We start from the raw sequence: 16,394 nt of genomic DNA, 5'->3' as shown, positions 1-16,394 counted from the left end.
CCAATCAAGCAGCAGTTACTTTGCTCTCATGACGCAACAAGGTAATCAAATCGCTGATACGTTTTTTCATGGAACGGCGATCGACGATTTGGTCGATTGCCCCCTTCTCCAACAAGAATTCTGCACGTTGGAAACCTTCCGGCAAGGTTTCACGTACAGTCTGCTCGATAACGCGCGGACCGGCAAAACCAATCAGCGCATTCGGTTCTGCCAAAACCACATCACCCAAGAAGGCAAAGCTGGCAGACACGCCGCCCATGGTCGGGTCAGTCAATACGGAAATAAACGGCAGACGTTTTTCAGTCAGCAAATGCAAAGCCGCGCTGGTCTTCGTCATCTGCATCAAAGAGTTAATCCCTTCCTGCATACGCGCACCACCGGAAGCCGCCACGCAAATAAACGAACAATTATCTGCAACGGCACGACGTACACCCTGAACGAAACGCTCACCCACGACCGAACCCATAGAGCCGCCGATAAAACGGAATTCAAACGCAGCTACAACGACAGGCAGGCCGTTCATGGTGCCTTTCATAACAACCAATGCATCGTCTTCGCCGGTTGCTTTACGCGCAGCCGCGAGGCGGTCGGGATATTTTTTGCTGTCTTTGAATTTCAGCGGGTCGGTCGGTTTAATATTGGCTGCAATCTCTTCACGGCCTTCTTCATCCAAAAGTAAATTCAAACGTTCGCGCGCAGAAAGCGGATTGTGGTGATTACATTTCGGGCAGACTTCGCTGTTTTGCTTCAACTCGGTTGAATAAACCGTTGCCGAACAAGACGGACATTTGTGCCACAGGCCTTCAGGGACGCTGGACGAACTGCTTCGGTTTTTAATTTTCGGAGGAAGAATTTTATCTAGCCAGCTCATGAATGACTCCTTGGAATTCAGAATTCAGACGGCCTGTTGAATGTAAGGCCGTCTGAAATAATGGAATAAAAAATATTAGCGAATCGCGTCTTTCAACTCTTTAACCAACACGCCTACCGCTTCGGCCTCGCTACCTGCGTGGCTTTCAATCTCTTTGACGATACGGCTGCCGACAATAACAGCATCCGCTACTGCACCAATTTTACGCGCATTCTCCGCATTATTGATGCCGAAGCCGACACCAATCGGAATATCGATGTATTTGCGCAAAAGATCTATTTTACGCGAAACTTCTTCAGTATCCAAACTTGCCGCACCGGTCACGCCTTTGAGCGATACATAATACACAAAACCGCCGGCCACTTTGGCAATCGTTTGAATACGCTCCTCAGTTGTTGTTGGCGCAATAAGGAAAATACAATCAATACCTTGCGCTTTCAACGAGTCATGCAGCGGGGTAATGGTTTCTACCGGAGAATCCACAGTCAATACGCCATCCACGCCCGCGTCGGCAGCCGCTTGTGCAAACGCTTGATAACCCATTTTATGTACTGGGTTCAAATAGCCCATTAACACAACCGGCGTTTTATCATTGGTTTGGCGGAACAAGCGTACTGTTTCCAATACGTCGTGCAAGGAAACATGATTTGCCAACGCCCTTTCAGCCGCACGTTGAATAGTCGGGCCATCCGCCATCGGGTCAGAAAACGGCACACCCAGTTCCAAAATATCAGCACCATTAGCCACCAGGCTATGCATCAATGCCAAGGTCGTCTCAAGGCTGGGATCACCCACCGTAATATAAGGAATCAGTGCTTTTGCGCCATTGAGCGCTGAGAAAGTTTGTTGGATTCTGCTCATTTCCTGCTATCCATTTCATCGATTTGAATGTTGTTCGACAGCCTGTTTATTCTGCCGTTACATTTGTTTTAAAAACCTCAGTCTGCCATGAAAAGGCGGCATCCATCCGCATTATCTAATGACTGTTTCTTCCCAATCGGCAAACAAGAGGCTAAGTATAACATTTACGGCTATTTCATAGAATCATTTGCAATCAAGATTCTGATATTTTGAAAGCAATATAAAACAATAAAGGCCGTCTGAAAATCATTCAAACAGCCTTTATTAGAATCAATTATGCAAATCTTTGTATGCCTTCGCACTTTTGATCAGAATTTCCCTATCGATTACAGCTCGACATGGTGGTTTTGTTGCTCAGAACCAAGATGACGCTCCAAATCAGACAAAACCTGCATCAGACCATGACGGACTTCTTCTGCATTGGCGGCAGGATTGCCGTTTACATCCAAAGCACCATGGCTGAACGTATCGATATATGGTTCAAACGTATCTTTCAGTTTCAACAACTTAACTACATCTGAACGTGTATATCGATCGCCACCGTATCCAATCACAACATTATTTTCATGTTGCCATTGGGCAAACTGAGCCGGACTGATTTGCACCAATTGGCACATTTCATCCAATGTAAAATAACGCTTGGCAGGAATAACCGGATTATTGTTGTTTGTCATAGTAATGCTCCACCATGCCTTTGAGTTTTTGGCTGGCATGGAAAGTCACCACACGGCGTGCGGTAATCGGCACTTCTTCGCCTGTTTTAGGGTTACGACCTGGGCGTTGAGGTTTGTCGCGCAATTGGAAATTACCGAAACCGGAAATTTTAATTTCTTCACCACGCGCCAAAGTGCTGCGGATTTCTTCAAAAAAGAGCTCGACGATTTCTTTGGCATCATTCTTGGTGACGTTGCTGACTTTGTCGACCAAAATATCAGCCAATTCTGCTTTAGTTAGTGTCATGTGTTTACCTTCATTCAAACTGGTGCAATTATTACCAAAATTCTTTTAAAAATCAAGTCCTCACCAAAAAATCAAATATTATTGGTGATTTTTGACGACAACTTTTATCTTATGTTAAGCGCGAAGCTGTGCGTCTTTTTCGGCTGCCGCTTTAATCATTTTCGCAACCAAAGGCTCGATGACTTCATCTGTCAGCGTGTTTTCCATATCTTGCAAAATGATTTTGACAGCAACGCTCTTCATGCCTTCAGGCACGCCCGTACCGCGGTAAACGTCAAACACGCTGATTTCTTGAACCAGCTTGTTCGCCGCCGCTTTCAGGGCATTTAACAAATCATCATGTGTTACAGCCTCAGGCATTACAAATGCCAAATCTCGGCGTGCAGGTTGGAATTTGGATACGGACTGATAACGGGTTTTCTCACGGCCCAATACCGCATCCATATCGATTTCAAATACCAGTGGCGCTTGTGGCAAGTCATATTTTTGCAGCCATTTCGGATGCAACTCGCCAACAAAACCAATTACTCGGCCGTCTGAAACGATATTGGCGGCACGTCCAGGATGCAATGCCGGATGTTCGGTCTTAACAAAGGATACTTCCTTGTTTTTCAAAAGGCTTTCAACATCGGCTTTCATATCGTAGAAATCCACGTTGCGTGTTTTCTCGCCCCATTGCTCAGGCAACACGGAGCCATACCACAAACCGCCGATACGTTCGTTTTGAACAAATTGATCAGCCGAATCTTTGCTGAACACACGGGCAATTTCAAATACGCGCACACGGTTTTGCTTACGGTTCAAATTATTTTGTAAAACTTCCACCAAACCGCCGATAAGCGTAGAACGCATGACGGCATACTGCGCCGCCAACGGATTTTGCAGACGGATAGGATTGGTATTCGCAGCAAAGTCTTGCTCCCATTGCTCATCCACAAACGCATAGCTGACCACTTCGCGGTAACCGCGTGCCGCCATTTCGTTATAAACCGCAAAACGCGGGCGTTTGGTTTCAGGCAATGCCAACATTTTCAGACGGCCTGAAGTATAGTCGTCAGGAATATTTTCATAACCGTAAACACGGCCGATTTCTTCAATCAAATCAGCTTCAATCTCAATATCGAAACGGAAGCTAGGAGAAGTGACACGGAAGCCTTCTGCGGTTTTCTCAGGCTGCAAACCCAAATGTTGCAAGATAATTTCTACTTGCTCGGCAGGGATTTCAACGCCCAATACCATTTTCAGACGGCCTAAACGCAATTCGACCTGTTTTGCCTCAGGCAATTTTCCTTGTGCCTCAACCATTTCACCGGCTGCACCACCGCAAATCTGCAACACCAATTCGGTAGCACGCTCGATAGCATCAGCTTGCAAGCGGTAATCCACGCCACGTTCAAAACGGAAAGAAGAATCCGAGCCAAAACCGTATTGACGGGATTTACCAGCAATAATCTCCGGAGCAAACCAAGCAGCCTCCAGTACGATATTCTGGGTGTCGTCTGAAACCGCACTTGCCTCGCCGCCCATCAAGCCCGCCAAGCTCAACGCACCTTTTTCATCAGCAACCACCAGTGTATTGTCAGCCAAAGTAACCGTCTTCTCGTTCAGACACGCCAAAGTCTCGCCATTTTGAGCACGGCGGACAATCAAACTGCCTGACAGCTTGTCAGCATCGAAAACATGCATAGGCTGACCGATTTCCAGCATGACATAGTTGCCGATGTCCACCAATGCGGAAATGCTGCGGATACCGCTGCGTTCCAAACGCTGCTTCATCCAATCCGGTGTCGCGGCGTGCGCATTCACGTTTTCAATCACACGACTAATAAAACGACCGCAATCGGCCGGTGCATCAATACGGACAGCCTGTTTTTTCTCACTGCCGATAGAGGCCGTCTGAATTTCAACAGGCGTAAACGCGCATTGAGTCAACGCAGAAACCTCACGCGCGATACCCTTAACGCTCAAGCAATCAGCGCGGTTAGGCGTAATTTTCAACGTAAACAGCGTATCGTCCAAATCCAAGTATTCACGGATATTGGCACCGACAGGCGCATCTTCAGGCAGAATATGCAGACCGTCTACACCATCATCAGGCAAACCCAGTTCATTGGTCGAACACAGCATACCGTTTGATGGTACGCCACGCATTTTAGTCGGCTTAATTTTGAAATTACCCGGCAAAACGGCCCCCGGCAACGAACACGGCACTTTAATACCCGGCTTGACATTCGGCGCACCACAAACAATCTGAACCAACTCGCCCGTACCGGCATCAACTTGGGTAACGTTCAAACGGTCTGCATCAGGATGTTTCTCAACGAATTTTACTTCGGCAACAACCACGCCACTGAAAGCAGGGGCAGCAGTATCGATTTCTTCCACTTCCAAACCGGCCATGGTCAAAAGATGTTCCAGTTTATCGGCAGAAAGATCAGGATTGGCTTGAGTTCTCAGCCATGAATAAGGAAATTGCATATTATTTTCTCTACTATCAGGCCGTCTGAAACAAATCTTTATCAGACGAAATCAGTAATATCTATTCACTTTTCAGACGGCCTATTAAAAGACCATCTTAAATTTATTTAAACTGCTTCAAAAAGTTCAAATCATTATCGAAGAACAGGCGCAAATCATTGACGTTGTAGCGCAACATAGCAAAGCGGTCGAGACCGATACCGAAAGCGAAACCGGTATATTTCTCAGGATCGATATTCACATTTTTCAACACGTTAGGATGTACCATACCGCAACCACCTACTTCCAACCATTTACCGTTTTCGCCCATGATGTCAATTTCAGCAGAAGGCTCGGTAAATGGGAAGAAAGACGGACGGAAACGTACTTGCAGGTCATCGCGTTCAAAGAAGCGGCGGATAAAGTCAGTAAACACAGCTTTCAAGTCGGCAAAAGTCACACCCTCTTCTACCCACAAACCTTCAGCCTGATGGAACATAGGCGAATGTGTGGCATCACTGTCCACGCGGTAAACGCGGCCGGGAGCAATAATACGGATAGGCGGCTCTTTTTTGTCGAGCATATAGCGGATTTGAATAGGCGAAGTGTGTGTACGCAAAACATCGCCGTTTTCAACGTAGAAAGTATCTTGCATCGCACGCGCTGGGTGATTTGCAGGAATATTCAAAGCTTGGAAATTATGGAAATCGTCTTCGATTTCAGGGCCGTCCGCCACTTCAAAACCCATACCGTGAAACAGCTCGACCACACGTTGCAAAGTCAAAGTAACTGGATGCAAACCGCCATGTTCTTGCGCACGGCCCGGCAACGTAATATCCAATGCTTCTGCAGCCAATTGGGATTGCAGCTTGGCTTCATTCAGGGCATCGCGTTTGCTATTAAAGGCCGTCTGAAACTGATTTTTGCATTCGTTGATGTGCGCACCTATGGTTTTACGCTCTTCAGGAGACATTTGGCCCAAAGTTTTCAAAAGTCCGGTCAATTCGCCGGTTTTACCAAGATAGCGTGCTTTAATTTGTTCTAAGGCATTGAAGTCTTGCGCGGCTTCAATAGCGGCAATACCTTCTGCAACGATACGGTTTACATTTTCCATAGTGGTTTATCGTCTGTTTGTTGATGGCAGGCCGTCTAAAACAACAAAGCCGTCTGTTGGATTTGATTGCAAACCCGTTCAGACGGCCTTTTGTCTTACTGCGGCCAATCCGTTTGATAAGAGAGGCCTATTTTATCGCAAATTAGTATAAAAAAATAGAGTTTAAAGAAAGAAAATCAACTACATAGGATTTCTTTAAGAAAAGAAAAAAGGAAGCATAAGCTTCCTTTTTAAATAATCTTATCGAATTAAGCAGCCAAAGCAGCTTTAGCTTTTTCAACCAATTGTGCGAATGCAGCTTTGTCGAATACAGCCAAATCAGCCAATACTTTACGGTCGATTTCGATGGCAGCGCGTTTCAGGCCGTTCATGAATTTGCTGTAAGACAGACCATTTTCACGGGCACCTGCGTTGATACGAACGATCCACAGTTGACGGAATTGACGTTTGCGTTGGCGACGGTCACGGTATGCGTATTGACCGGCTTTCATTACCGCTTGTTTGGCAACACGGTAAACGTTTTTACGACGACCGCGGTAGCCTTTGGCTAACGCGAAGACTTTTTGATGACGAGCACGAGCGGTAACACCGCGTTTTACGCGTGGCATATTCTAAACTCCTTAAGCGTAGGGCAACATTTTAGCAACAGAAGCCAAATCGCGTGAATCCACCATAGCGGTGCCGCGCAATTGACGTTTAGTTTTAGTGGTTTTTTTGGTCAGGATGTGACTTTTGAACGCATGACCGCGTTTTACACCACCGTTACCCAGTACTTTAAAGCGTTTTTTCGCGCTAGACTTGGTTTTCATTTTAGGCATTGGAAAACTCCATTCGTTATTAGATAAGGTATAAGGGGTTTTGAAATAAATTTCAAACACTTGGAACCCAAAATACCACGGTTTTTGCCGCTAATTAAACCTTATTCCGAGCGGCAATCGAAATAAGCCTTGCATTATAGCTTTATTTTTTCTTAGGCGCAATCATCATCACCATTTGGCGGCCTTCCATTTTAGGGAAAGACTCGATTTGTGCCACTTCAGCCAACTCTTCTTTTACGCGTTCAAGCAATTGGGCACCCAATTGTTGGTGAGCCATCTCACGACCGCGGAAACGCAATGTCACTTTGACTTTGTCACCATCGGCAAGGAAGCGGTTGATGTTGCGCATCTTGATTTGATAGTCGCCTTCATCAGTACCCGGACGGAATTTAATTTCCTTGATTTGTACCTGCTTTTGGTTTTTCTTGGCTTCGTCGCGCTTCTTGGCTTGTTGGTATTTGTATTTACCGTAATCCATCAGTTTGCATACAGGCGGTTTGGCAGTCGGGGAAATTTCTACCAAATCGACATCTTGCTCTTCGGCCATAGCCAGAGCTTCACGAACTGAAACGACACCAAGCTGATTGCCTGACTCACTGATTAATCGCACTTCTTTGGCGGTAATTTCACCATTGATTCGTGCTTCGCGTTCTTGAGCGATGATGAATACTCCTATAAAAATTAATGATTGACGAGGGCGTCAGTGATTTCTTGCTGCAATTGAGCAATAAAATCATCTACATTCAAAGAACCCAAGTCTTCTGCTTTGCGGCGTACCGCAACTTTGTTTTCTTGTTTCTCTTTATCGCCGACGACAATTTGATAAGGGAAACGGTATTGGCTGTTGTCACGGATTTTGTAACCGATTTTTTCGTTACGCAAATCCAATTCGACACGGAAGCCTGCCGCCTGCAACTTGGCAGCCACTTCGCGACAATAATCTGCTTGGTTCTCGGTGATATTCATAATCACCATTTGAACCGGCGCAAGCCACAATGGGAATGAGCCTGCATGATTTTCAATCAGAATACCGATGAAGCGCTCCAATGAACCCAAAATAGCACGGTGCAACATTACAGGACGCGCACGGTCGTTGTTTTCTGTTACATATTCGGCATTCAAACGCTCTGGCAATACGAAGTCCAACTGCAGGGTACCACACTGCCAAGAGCGACCCAAGGCATCTTTAACATGGTACTCAATCTTAGGACCATAGAATGCACCTTCGCCAGGCAACTCTTCCCACTCTACGCCGCAAGCGGTCAATGCATCACGCAGGCCTTGTTCGGCTTTATCCCAAACTTCGTCAGAACCTGCACGTTGTTCAGGGCGGAGGGACAACTTCACGGCAACATCATGGAAGCCGAATTGTTTGTAAATGCGAACCAGCAATTCATTGAATGCGCGTGCTTCATCAACGATTTGATCTTCGGTACAGAAGATGTGCGCATCATCTTGTACAAAACCGCGAACACGCATCAGACCATGCAATGCACCGCTTGGTTCATTACGGTGGCAAGAACCGAACTCAGCTAAACGCATTGGCAAATCGCGATATGAGCGCAAGCCGTTATTGAAAATTTGCACATGACCCGGACAGTTCATCGGTTTAACCGCGTATTCACGTTTTTCAGAACTGGTCACGAACATATTGTCTTTATAGTTTTCCCAGTGGCCGGATTTTTCCCAGAAGGTTTTATCCATAATCTGAGGCGTTTTCACCTCTTTATAACCGGCAACATTTAACTCTTTGCGCATATGCTGCTCAATCACTTGCCACAAAGCCCAGCCTTTAGGATGCCAGAACACCATGCCCGGTGCTTCATCTTGCAGGTGGAACAAATCCAATTGTTTACCCAGCTTACGGTGGTCGCGTTTTTCCGCTTCCTCTATGCGTTGGATATAGGCTTTCAATTCGTCTTTACTTGCCCAAGCCGTACCGTAAATACGTTGCAACATTTCATTGTTGCTGTCGCCGCGCCAGTATGCGCCTGCCAGTTTGGTCAGCTTGAAGTTTTTCAGAAAGCGGGTGTTTGGAACGTGGGGACCGCGGCACATATCGACGTATTCTTGATGATGATACATACCCATTGCTTCCACTTCAGGCATGTCTTCAATCAGACGCAATTTGTACTCTTCGCCGCGATCTTGGAAAATTTTGACGGTTTCTGCACGAGGCGTCATCACTTTAATAACGTCATAATCTTGTGCAATCAACTCTTTCATGCGCGCTTCGATAGCAGCCACATCATCAGGGGTAAATGGTTTTTCAGTTGCGATATCGTAATAGAACCCGTCTTCAATAACCGGACCGATAACCATTTTGGCATCAGGATAGAGCTGCTTGACCGCATGACCAACCAAGTGCGCGCAGGAATGGCGGATAATTTCCACACCTTCTTTGTCTTTAGGCGTAATGATTTGAACATGGGCATCTTCGGTAATCGGATCGCAAGCATCCACCAATTTACCGTTAACCTTGCCCGCTACCGTTGCCTTTGCCAAACCTGCACCGATAGACGCTGCAATTTGCGCCACGGTAACGGGTGATTCATATTGGCGGACCGAACCGTCCGGCAAGGTAATGTTCAACATCAGAAAGCTCCAAAACATTAAAAAATAACGGCATAAAGCCGTTATGGAAATTTGGTAGGCACAATTGGACTCGAACCAACGACCCCCACCATGTCAAGGTGGTGCTCTAACCAACTGAGCTATGTGCCTTCATCTAAGTCGCTTATTGTAACGAAGCGTGTTCCCTTTTGCAAGCATCTGTAAATACTTTTCAGACGGCCTGAATATTTTTGTTTGATTTATACCTCATTTTTTATTTCCCTCATCATTCAGGCCGTCCGAAGCATTGTTTTGACAAAGATAAAATCCAGCCGTCAATCAACGAAAAATCCTTTATAATCTGCCCTTTCATTTCGCACACGCGCGAACGTCCAATCTATTATTACTATGCTCAAATTTACCTTACACAAAAAAGACGGTCATGCCCGACGCGGCACTTTGAAACTGAACCACGGCAAAATCGAAACGCCGGTATTTATGCCGGTCGGCACTTACGGTTCGGTCAAAGCGATGAACCCGCAAAACCTGCATGACATCAAAGCGCAAATTATCTTAGGCAACACTTACCATCTGTGGCTGCGCCCCGGTTTGGAAGTCATCGAACAATTCGGCGGCTTGCACGAATTTATCGGCTGGGATAAGCCGATTTTGACCGACTCGGGCGGTTTCCAAGTATTTTCGTTGTCCGATATGCGTAAGCTGACCGAAGAAGGCTGTACATTCCAAAGCCCGATCAACGGCGACAAACTGTTCCTCTCGCCCGAAGTATCGATGAAAATCCAAACCGTATTGAATTCCGACATCGTGATGCAGCTGGACGAATGTACCCCGGGCGAAGCAACACACAGCCAAGCGCAAAAATCGCTGCAAATGAGCCTACGCTGGGCGGAACGAAGCAAAAAGGCTTTTGAAGACCTAAAAAATCCGAATGCGCTGTTTGGCATTGTACAAGGCGCGATGTATGAAGATTTGCGTGAAGAATCTCTGAAAGGCTTGGAAGAACTCGACTTTCCCGGCTTGGCCATCGGCGGCTTGTCCGTTGGCGAACCTAAGCCCGAAATGTACCGTATGTTACGCGCTGTCGGCCCTATCCTGCCGGAACACAAACCTCATTATTTGATGGGCGTCGGCACGCCTGAAGATTTGGTGTACGGCGTGGCACACGGCGTGGATATGTTCGACTGCGTTATGCCTACCCGCAATGCGCGTAACGGCTGGCTGTTTACCCGTTTTGGCGATTTGAAAATCAAAAACGCCAAACACAAACTCGACAAGCGTCCAATTGATGAAAGCTGCACCTGCTACGCCTGTCAGAATTTCAGCCGCTCCTACCTCCACCATCTGCACCGCGTCGGCGAAATCTTGGGCGCACAGCTCAACACCATCCACAATCTGCACTTCTACCAAGTCATCATGGCAGAAATGCGCGAAGCCATCGAACAAGGCAAATTTGCCGATTGGCAGGCGCAATTCCATGAAAACCGCGCCCGCGGTGTGGATTAATCCTTTTAAAGACCGTCTGAAATCAGGTTTTAATTCAAACTGCTTTTCAGACGGCCTCAATATTCTTAATTAATAAAGTACAATCATGTCCCGTTTCCATACCGAACCGCCCTTAGCCTACACCGCACAAAACCGTACCGCCGTCCTGCTGCTCAATCTCGGCACGCCTGACGCACCCACTGCTGCCGCAGTCAAGCCTTACTTGAAAGAATTTCTGTCTGATCAACGCGTTGTCGAACTGCCTAAACTTTTATGGCAACCGATATTGCGCGGCTTGGTATTGACTTTTCGCCCGAAAAAAAGCGCGCATGCCTATGAAAAGGTTTGGTTTAAAGAAGGTTCGCCGCTTGAGGTTTACACACGCCGCCAAGCAGAAGCCCTGGCCAAACATTTGCCCAATGTCATCGTCCGTCATGCCATGACTTACGGCAATCCAAGCGTTGCCGACGTTTTGGCGGAACTCAAAGCCCAAGGCGTGGGCAAATTACTGGTCATCCCGCTCTATCCGCAATATGCCGGTTCCTCTACCGGCGCGGCTTTGGACAAAGTGTTTCAAGAGTTATTGCTGCAACGCAACCAAATGAGCGTCCGCACCGTCTCCCGTTATTACGACGATGCCGCCTATATTCAAGCCATGAAGCAGCATATTGAAGCCTATTGGACCCAAAACGGACGCAGCGAAAAACTAATGTTGAGTTTCCACGGCATTCCGCAAAAGCATCATGACGACGGCGACCCTTATCCTGACGAGTGCCACCATACTGCCAAGCTGTTGGCGCAGGCATTGGGCTTGTCCGAACAAGAATACATCGTTTCTTTCCAAAGCCAATTTGGCAAATCCCAATGGGTCAAGCCCAGCACGCAAGCCCTGTTTGATCAGCTGCCGAAACAAGGCACGACCAAACTCGACGTATTCTGCCCCGGCTTCCTGGCCGACTGCCTTGAAACCATGGAAGAAATCGCCATTATGGGACGCGAACAATTCCACGCCGCAGGCGGCAAAGAATACCGTTACATCCCCTGCCTCAACGATTCCGCCGACTGGATTGCCGCACTTGCACAATTAAGTCGGGCCAATCTGCAAGGCTGGATTTGACCTAAACCAAAGGCCGTCTGAAAAATCCACTTTCAGACGGCCTTTAGCGTTATCATCAAGCTATTAAAACGCAAACCAAGCGTGTGGCCATCCAAAAACACCACTCAAAAAGGAACACATCATGACTGCACTCCGCCCTATCCTCATCCTTCTGACCGCACTCAGCCTCCCAACTGCTTTTGCCGCTGATGCCGCGCTGATGAGCAAAGGACAAAAAATTTACGAAACCAACTGCGCTGCCTGCCACGGTAAAAAAGGCGAAGGCCGGGGTGCCATGTTCCCGCCTTTATTCCAGTCCGACTATATCAATAAAAAACCGCAAGTGCTGTTGCAAAGCATGACCAAAGGCATCAACGGCCCAATTAAAGTAAACGGCAAATCCTACAACGGCTTTATGCCTGCTACCGCCATCAATGATGCCGATGTTGCCGCCGTTGCCACTTACATCATGAACGCCTTCAACAATGGCGGCGGTACGATTACTGAAGCAGATGTCAAAAAATCTCACGGGAAAAAATAAAACGTCTCTCCTCTGTGATGTGGTAGCCGCCTTCGCCTTGCTTCTTTTTGTCTCTTACGCATATTGCTCCATTAATGCCACGATAGGCATTAGCTCCGGTTCTGAATCTGAGCGATAGCTGTCTATAACTGTTTCGTTTCCATTAAAAAAATGAACATTAGCACCACTATCAAGCATAGCTTTCAAAACATCTAATCGTTCAGGCATATAGCCTATCATTGCTAGAGGAATCATATTGTCTTCATCGGCTATATTCGGATTTGCTCCTGCCTCCAGCAACGCTAATGATGCATCGCCGTTTCTGGCACGCATGGCGTAATGTAGTGGAGTCATGCCGTATATATCTTGGGCATTGACTGCTACGCCTTTGTCCAGATAGAACCGGACGGTTTCTAGCGGTGAAGGACTGTGAGGATTCATATTAATGCGGTGCAGATAGCTCCATTTTTCAGACGGCGTGATTTTCAAAGGATCAAACTGGCCGCTGTCTGCCGTTTTTTGCAGAAATTTGATATCGCCTAGTCTGTTCGCTCGAACAACCTGCATGCCGATATCATTTTTATAAGGATCTAGTCTCATTTTATTTTCCTGTCGTTAAAAATTTTTCCATATCATCTCTAATATCTTCTAAGTCATCAATGCCTGGTTTCTCATAGCGATGACTCAAATTATCCTTAGCATTTTCCAGCTTAAAGATACTCGGCCGCGCATTAACATAATCGTTCACTTGTTGTTGCGTCATACCCAATTCATCGGCAGCTAAAGGCCGTCTGAAATGTTCAGACGGCCTTATATATTGCGTTCCATCAGGGGCGCATATTCTTAATTCTTGTAAAGCCCCTTAACTAAGCCAGTGAAGGGGCTTTAATCATGCTTATTTTCTACACCGTAAATCCCGAACCAGTATCTTTTCCAAAGGCATATATCCTCAAAGTTTTCAAGGATATAAATGATGAATCTCAATGTGTCAAAACCCTTTGCTTTCCTATTTCCTATCCAGCTTTAAAACACAAGGCTGAAAACGCTGCAAACGAATGCGGAAGACTTTTAGTAAGGGAATTGATGAATAAGGAATATCGCCGTGAAATCTTGGGAAGATAAATCCGTGGCGGTGGTCGCGGATATGGCGGACGCGTCAGCGGACGGCAATCCTGCGCCAACCGCCGAAGGCTGCCCCCCTAGGCTAATAGGGGGGGAGCAAAATAAAACCCCTAATCCGAAGGGTGCTGAAAAATCGGAGAACCAAGACTTCGAATTCGAATATTTCAGCCATTTCGTATCGGATGGAAAAGGCAAATTCATCGAAATACCGTTAAGAAGAGGAAGGGATGACGGCGCATTTATTGACCAAATCACTTTCACGATTCACGAAGACAGTTTACCGAAAGTAACAGGTAAAGGATTGGTATCAGATACAGAATTTGTTGTGAAGTATAGCGAGCTGTTAGAAGAAATTTTAGGTTTTGGCATTACCCAAAAACTACCGTTCAAAGGAAAGTTTTTCTACAAAAGCTGTTACCAACTAGGACCCGATAACGTCGAATACGGAAAGGTTCATTATGGCGGTCAGCGAGAAACAATGCTGGTTGAATTGAATGGTACAGGTTGTCAGGCTGCCATACCCGGTTGGGAAAACAGACTGTATGAGTTTTTAAGTAAGTGTATACGTCCAAAAATTACCCGTGTTGATGTCGCCCATGATTTTTTCAAAGGCGAATACACACCCGATCAGGCATTACTTGATCATGATAACGGTCATTTTGACGTTCACAATATGAGGCCAAAAAGCGAATGTCGCGGTACTGCATGGCGCAATGATGATGGTAGCGGCAAAACCTTTTATGTAGGTAAACGCGGAAATTCTAAATTTACCCGCGTTTATGAGAAAGGAAAACAATTTGGCGATGTCAATAGTCCTTGGGTCAGGTTTGAAACTGAATTTAGGGCAGGCGATATAGAAATCCCCTTAGATGTTTTGCTTTATCCCGGTTCGTATCTTGGCGGTGCTTATCCGATATGTACAGGGATATTCAAAACAGAAGCCAAGCGGATGGATGCCAAGACAGAAACAGTGAATCTATCTTTCGATCACAAACTGTTCCATGCGCGTAATCAGGTTGGAAAGATGGTTAATTTCCTTCGTGATATAGGTTGGGATGATACAAAAATTGTCGATGAACTTGTAAAAGGCATTGAAGGTTATCCCAAAGGTTTACAACCTGAACAATACGACTGTAGAGATCAGACACAAAAGATCCAGTATATACACGAAGAGCAAAAAGCAATTGATGATTTGAACATGCAAACATTACTTGATGATTTGCTTGATGAGAAAGAAACCGCATTCCCACAAGACAGGGAAAAACAGCACATTAAAGACATCGAACTCGAAGAAAAAATTATTTCAAATTTTTTAAACAGTAAAGGAAATTCAAATGTTTGAGCAAAGCCAAGTAACCACATATTCAGCAACCTTTTTGGGCGCAAAACAATTTAAAGGCGAAATCGACGGTAACAAAATCGATTCATGCACCGTTTTAGTAGCCAGCCCCATGCCTTCAAACGGCAATGCCGTGGGCTTTACCGCTGCAAGCATGAAATTTGGCGATAGCCATAATTTTGAAAAGCTGAAAAATCTTAAATTCCCTTGTGCGGTTGAAGTAACCGTCTCCATGGAATCAACAGGTAAAGGTCTTATTCCAAGATTGCTTGATTTCAAAGTTAAAGGCGCAACGCCCAAAGCCTAAGAAAGTCTGAATCATGAGTAAGTATCAGCAAAAATTTATTGTTCAAGAACTCGAAAATCATGAATTCATCTATCCTGATCCATTCGGCGATATTGGCTTTACGCCCAACATTAAATCTGCCGGCCAATATGAAAGTTATGAAGATGCTTTCAGTTCGGCGATTGAAGAAATCGGCGGAGAATTTTTAATTTTCAGTTTTTATACAAAAGAAGATTAATTTTAAGAGGCTCTCGGCGGGCGGTCTCTAAAACCTTCACATAGCCCGCAAACACATTTTTTTAAACATTTCGTAAAGGAAAACATCATGAAGTTGATGAACTCTTGCCGTAAATACGGCGCAAAACTGGCCGTTGTTGCCGCTGCTCCTCTGGCTTTGGCTACACAAGCCTATGCCGCTTTGCCCGAAGCCGCAAAAACAGGTATTGAATCAGCGAAAGCCGACGGCCTTGAAGCCGGTTGGTTGGTAGTCGGTGTATTTGCTGCCCTGTTCGTGATTGCCATCGTGAAACGCTTGTTGCGATAAAAGGTAATTAAGATGTACTACCAAGTTGGGAATAAATGTCTTGAGCAAAGCCAAGCTGAAAACGTCTATTTCAGCTTGGTAGTACCTCAAATAACACAAGACGGCAAAATCATCAAACCTGAGTACAACGGCACATTATGGAAACTGAACGGACAGACGATTAAAGCTGATTTACCCAAATGCGACCCTGCCGATAATCTGAAAAGCGGTTTAGATACAGGATGGCTTTTATTCGGCGTGATGGCATCGGTTTATTTCGTATCCATTTTGAAAAGGGTACTTAAATGATGGATTACTATTTTTACTTGGGTCTTGTAGTACCTGTTTTGATAGGGGCAATTTTATTTAAG

At 45.9% G+C, this 16,394-nt stretch carries 21 protein-coding genes and 1 tRNA gene; 9 read left to right on the top strand and 13 right to left on the bottom strand.

Annotated features, from left to right (window positions below):
• Window positions 1–4: 4 nt before the first annotated feature.
• From accD to FAH67_RS01965, 11 genes are all read right to left on the bottom strand, one after another.
• On the bottom strand, window positions 5–871 hold the full coding sequence (gene accD / locus FAH67_RS02015; RefSeq protein ID WP_039864097.1) for an acetyl-CoA carboxylase, carboxyltransferase subunit beta: 867 nt from the start codon (window positions 869–871) through the stop codon (window positions 5–7).
• 75 nt (window positions 872–946) lie between these two features.
• Window positions 947–1,732: a tryptophan synthase subunit alpha gene (gene trpA, locus FAH67_RS02010; protein ID WP_003680930.1), complete on the bottom strand. Its 786-nt coding sequence runs from the start codon at window positions 1,730–1,732 to the stop codon at window positions 947–949.
• 326 nt (window positions 1,733–2,058) lie between these two features.
• Complete coding sequence (locus FAH67_RS02005; RefSeq protein ID WP_003680932.1) at window positions 2,059–2,406, bottom strand: hypothetical protein; 348 nt, start codon at window positions 2,404–2,406, stop codon at window positions 2,059–2,061.
• A complete protein-coding gene (locus FAH67_RS02000; RefSeq protein WP_003680933.1) occupies window positions 2,390–2,692 on the bottom strand; it encodes an integration host factor subunit alpha in 303 nt (100 codons plus the stop codon). Before FAH67_RS02000 ends, FAH67_RS02005 begins: the two co-directional genes overlap by 17 nt.
• 114 nt (window positions 2,693–2,806) lie before the next feature.
• Window positions 2,807–5,170 (bottom strand): phenylalanine--tRNA ligase subunit beta, encoded by a 2,364-nt coding sequence (pheT, locus tag FAH67_RS01995; RefSeq protein ID WP_003680934.1) that lies wholly within the window; start codon window positions 5,168–5,170, stop codon window positions 2,807–2,809.
• Window positions 5,171–5,273: 103 nt separating this feature from the next.
• On the bottom strand, window positions 5,274–6,263 hold the full coding sequence (gene pheS, locus FAH67_RS01990; protein WP_003680936.1) for a phenylalanine--tRNA ligase subunit alpha: 990 nt from the start codon (window positions 6,261–6,263) through the stop codon (window positions 5,274–5,276).
• Window positions 6,264–6,511: 248 nt separating this feature from the next.
• On the bottom strand, window positions 6,512–6,871 hold the full coding sequence (gene rplT / locus FAH67_RS01985) for a 50S ribosomal protein L20 (protein WP_003675502.1): 360 nt from the start codon (window positions 6,869–6,871) through the stop codon (window positions 6,512–6,514).
• A gap of 12 nt (window positions 6,872–6,883) precedes the next feature.
• A complete protein-coding gene (gene rpmI, locus FAH67_RS01980; RefSeq protein ID WP_003675505.1) occupies window positions 6,884–7,081 on the bottom strand; it encodes a 50S ribosomal protein L35 in 198 nt (65 codons plus the stop codon).
• Window positions 7,082–7,223: 142 nt separating this feature from the next.
• A complete protein-coding gene (gene infC / locus FAH67_RS01975) occupies window positions 7,224–7,745 on the bottom strand; it encodes a translation initiation factor IF-3 (protein WP_081451167.1) in 522 nt (173 codons plus the stop codon).
• Window positions 7,746–7,762: 17 nt separating this feature from the next.
• Window positions 7,763–9,676, bottom strand: a complete 1,914-nt coding sequence (gene thrS, locus FAH67_RS01970) for a threonine--tRNA ligase (protein WP_039864102.1) — start codon at window positions 9,674–9,676, stop codon at window positions 7,763–7,765.
• A 52-nt stretch (window positions 9,677–9,728) separates the two neighbouring features.
• Window positions 9,729–9,805, bottom strand: a tRNA-Val gene (locus FAH67_RS01965).
• A 237-nt stretch (window positions 9,806–10,042) separates the two neighbouring features.
• Between FAH67_RS01965 and tgt the strand changes: the two genes are divergently transcribed.
• From tgt to FAH67_RS01950, 3 genes are all read left to right on the top strand, one after another.
• Entirely contained in the window at window positions 10,043–11,158 is a 1,116-nt protein-coding gene (gene tgt / locus FAH67_RS01960) for a tRNA guanosine(34) transglycosylase Tgt (RefSeq protein WP_003680940.1), read from the top strand.
• Between the two features lie 85 nt (window positions 11,159–11,243).
• Window positions 11,244–12,254 (top strand): ferrochelatase, encoded by a 1,011-nt coding sequence (hemH, locus tag FAH67_RS01955; RefSeq protein ID WP_003680941.1) that lies wholly within the window; start codon window positions 11,244–11,246, stop codon window positions 12,252–12,254.
• A 121-nt stretch (window positions 12,255–12,375) separates the two neighbouring features.
• On the top strand, window positions 12,376–12,774 hold the full coding sequence (locus tag FAH67_RS01950) for a c-type cytochrome (RefSeq protein WP_112890896.1): 399 nt from the start codon (window positions 12,376–12,378) through the stop codon (window positions 12,772–12,774).
• Between the two features lie 54 nt (window positions 12,775–12,828).
• On the opposite strand, the gene FAH67_RS01945 is transcribed toward FAH67_RS01950, so the two are convergent.
• A complete protein-coding gene (locus FAH67_RS01945; protein WP_003680944.1) occupies window positions 12,829–13,353 on the bottom strand; it encodes an ankyrin repeat domain-containing protein in 525 nt (174 codons plus the stop codon).
• A gap of 1 nt (window position 13,354) precedes the next feature.
• Window positions 13,355–13,516, bottom strand: coding sequence for a GH-E family nuclease (locus tag FAH67_RS01940; protein ID WP_112890897.1), 162 nt, complete (start codon window positions 13,514–13,516; stop codon window positions 13,355–13,357).
• A 128-nt stretch (window positions 13,517–13,644) separates the two neighbouring features.
• Here FAH67_RS01940 and FAH67_RS01935 point away from each other — a divergent pair, with 128 nt between their 5' ends.
• The 6 genes from FAH67_RS01935 to FAH67_RS01910 all read left to right on the top strand — a co-directional run bounded on the left by FAH67_RS01935 (window position 13,645) and on the right by FAH67_RS01910 (window position 16,332).
• Window positions 13,645–13,875: a hypothetical protein gene (locus FAH67_RS01935; protein ID WP_112890890.1), complete on the top strand. Its 231-nt coding sequence runs from the start codon at window positions 13,645–13,647 to the stop codon at window positions 13,873–13,875.
• A gap of 22 nt (window positions 13,876–13,897) precedes the next feature.
• Entirely contained in the window at window positions 13,898–15,217 is a 1,320-nt protein-coding gene (locus FAH67_RS01930) for a replication initiation factor domain-containing protein (RefSeq protein ID WP_244284787.1), read from the top strand.
• Window positions 15,210–15,521, top strand: a complete 312-nt coding sequence (locus FAH67_RS01925; protein WP_112890701.1) for a hypothetical protein — start codon at window positions 15,210–15,212, stop codon at window positions 15,519–15,521. The genes FAH67_RS01930 and FAH67_RS01925 overlap by 8 nt, the downstream gene beginning before the upstream one ends.
• Window positions 15,522–15,534: 13 nt before the next feature.
• Window positions 15,535–15,738: a hypothetical protein gene (locus tag FAH67_RS01920; protein ID WP_049336678.1), complete on the top strand. Its 204-nt coding sequence runs from the start codon at window positions 15,535–15,537 to the stop codon at window positions 15,736–15,738.
• 87 nt (window positions 15,739–15,825) lie between these two features.
• Window positions 15,826–16,044, top strand: coding sequence for a major capsid protein (locus FAH67_RS01915; protein ID WP_112890669.1), 219 nt, complete (start codon window positions 15,826–15,828; stop codon window positions 16,042–16,044).
• 12 nt (window positions 16,045–16,056) lie between these two features.
• Window positions 16,057–16,332, top strand: coding sequence for a hypothetical protein (locus tag FAH67_RS01910; protein WP_003682796.1), 276 nt, complete (start codon window positions 16,057–16,059; stop codon window positions 16,330–16,332).
• Window positions 16,333–16,394 lie beyond the last annotated feature (62 nt).

Source organism: Neisseria flavescens, assembly GCF_005221285.1.
GTDB lineage: Bacteria > Pseudomonadota > Gammaproteobacteria > Burkholderiales > Neisseriaceae > Neisseria > Neisseria flavescens.
Note: the sequence above shows the minus strand (reverse complement) of the source record. Positions and strands in the feature narration are given on the sequence as shown.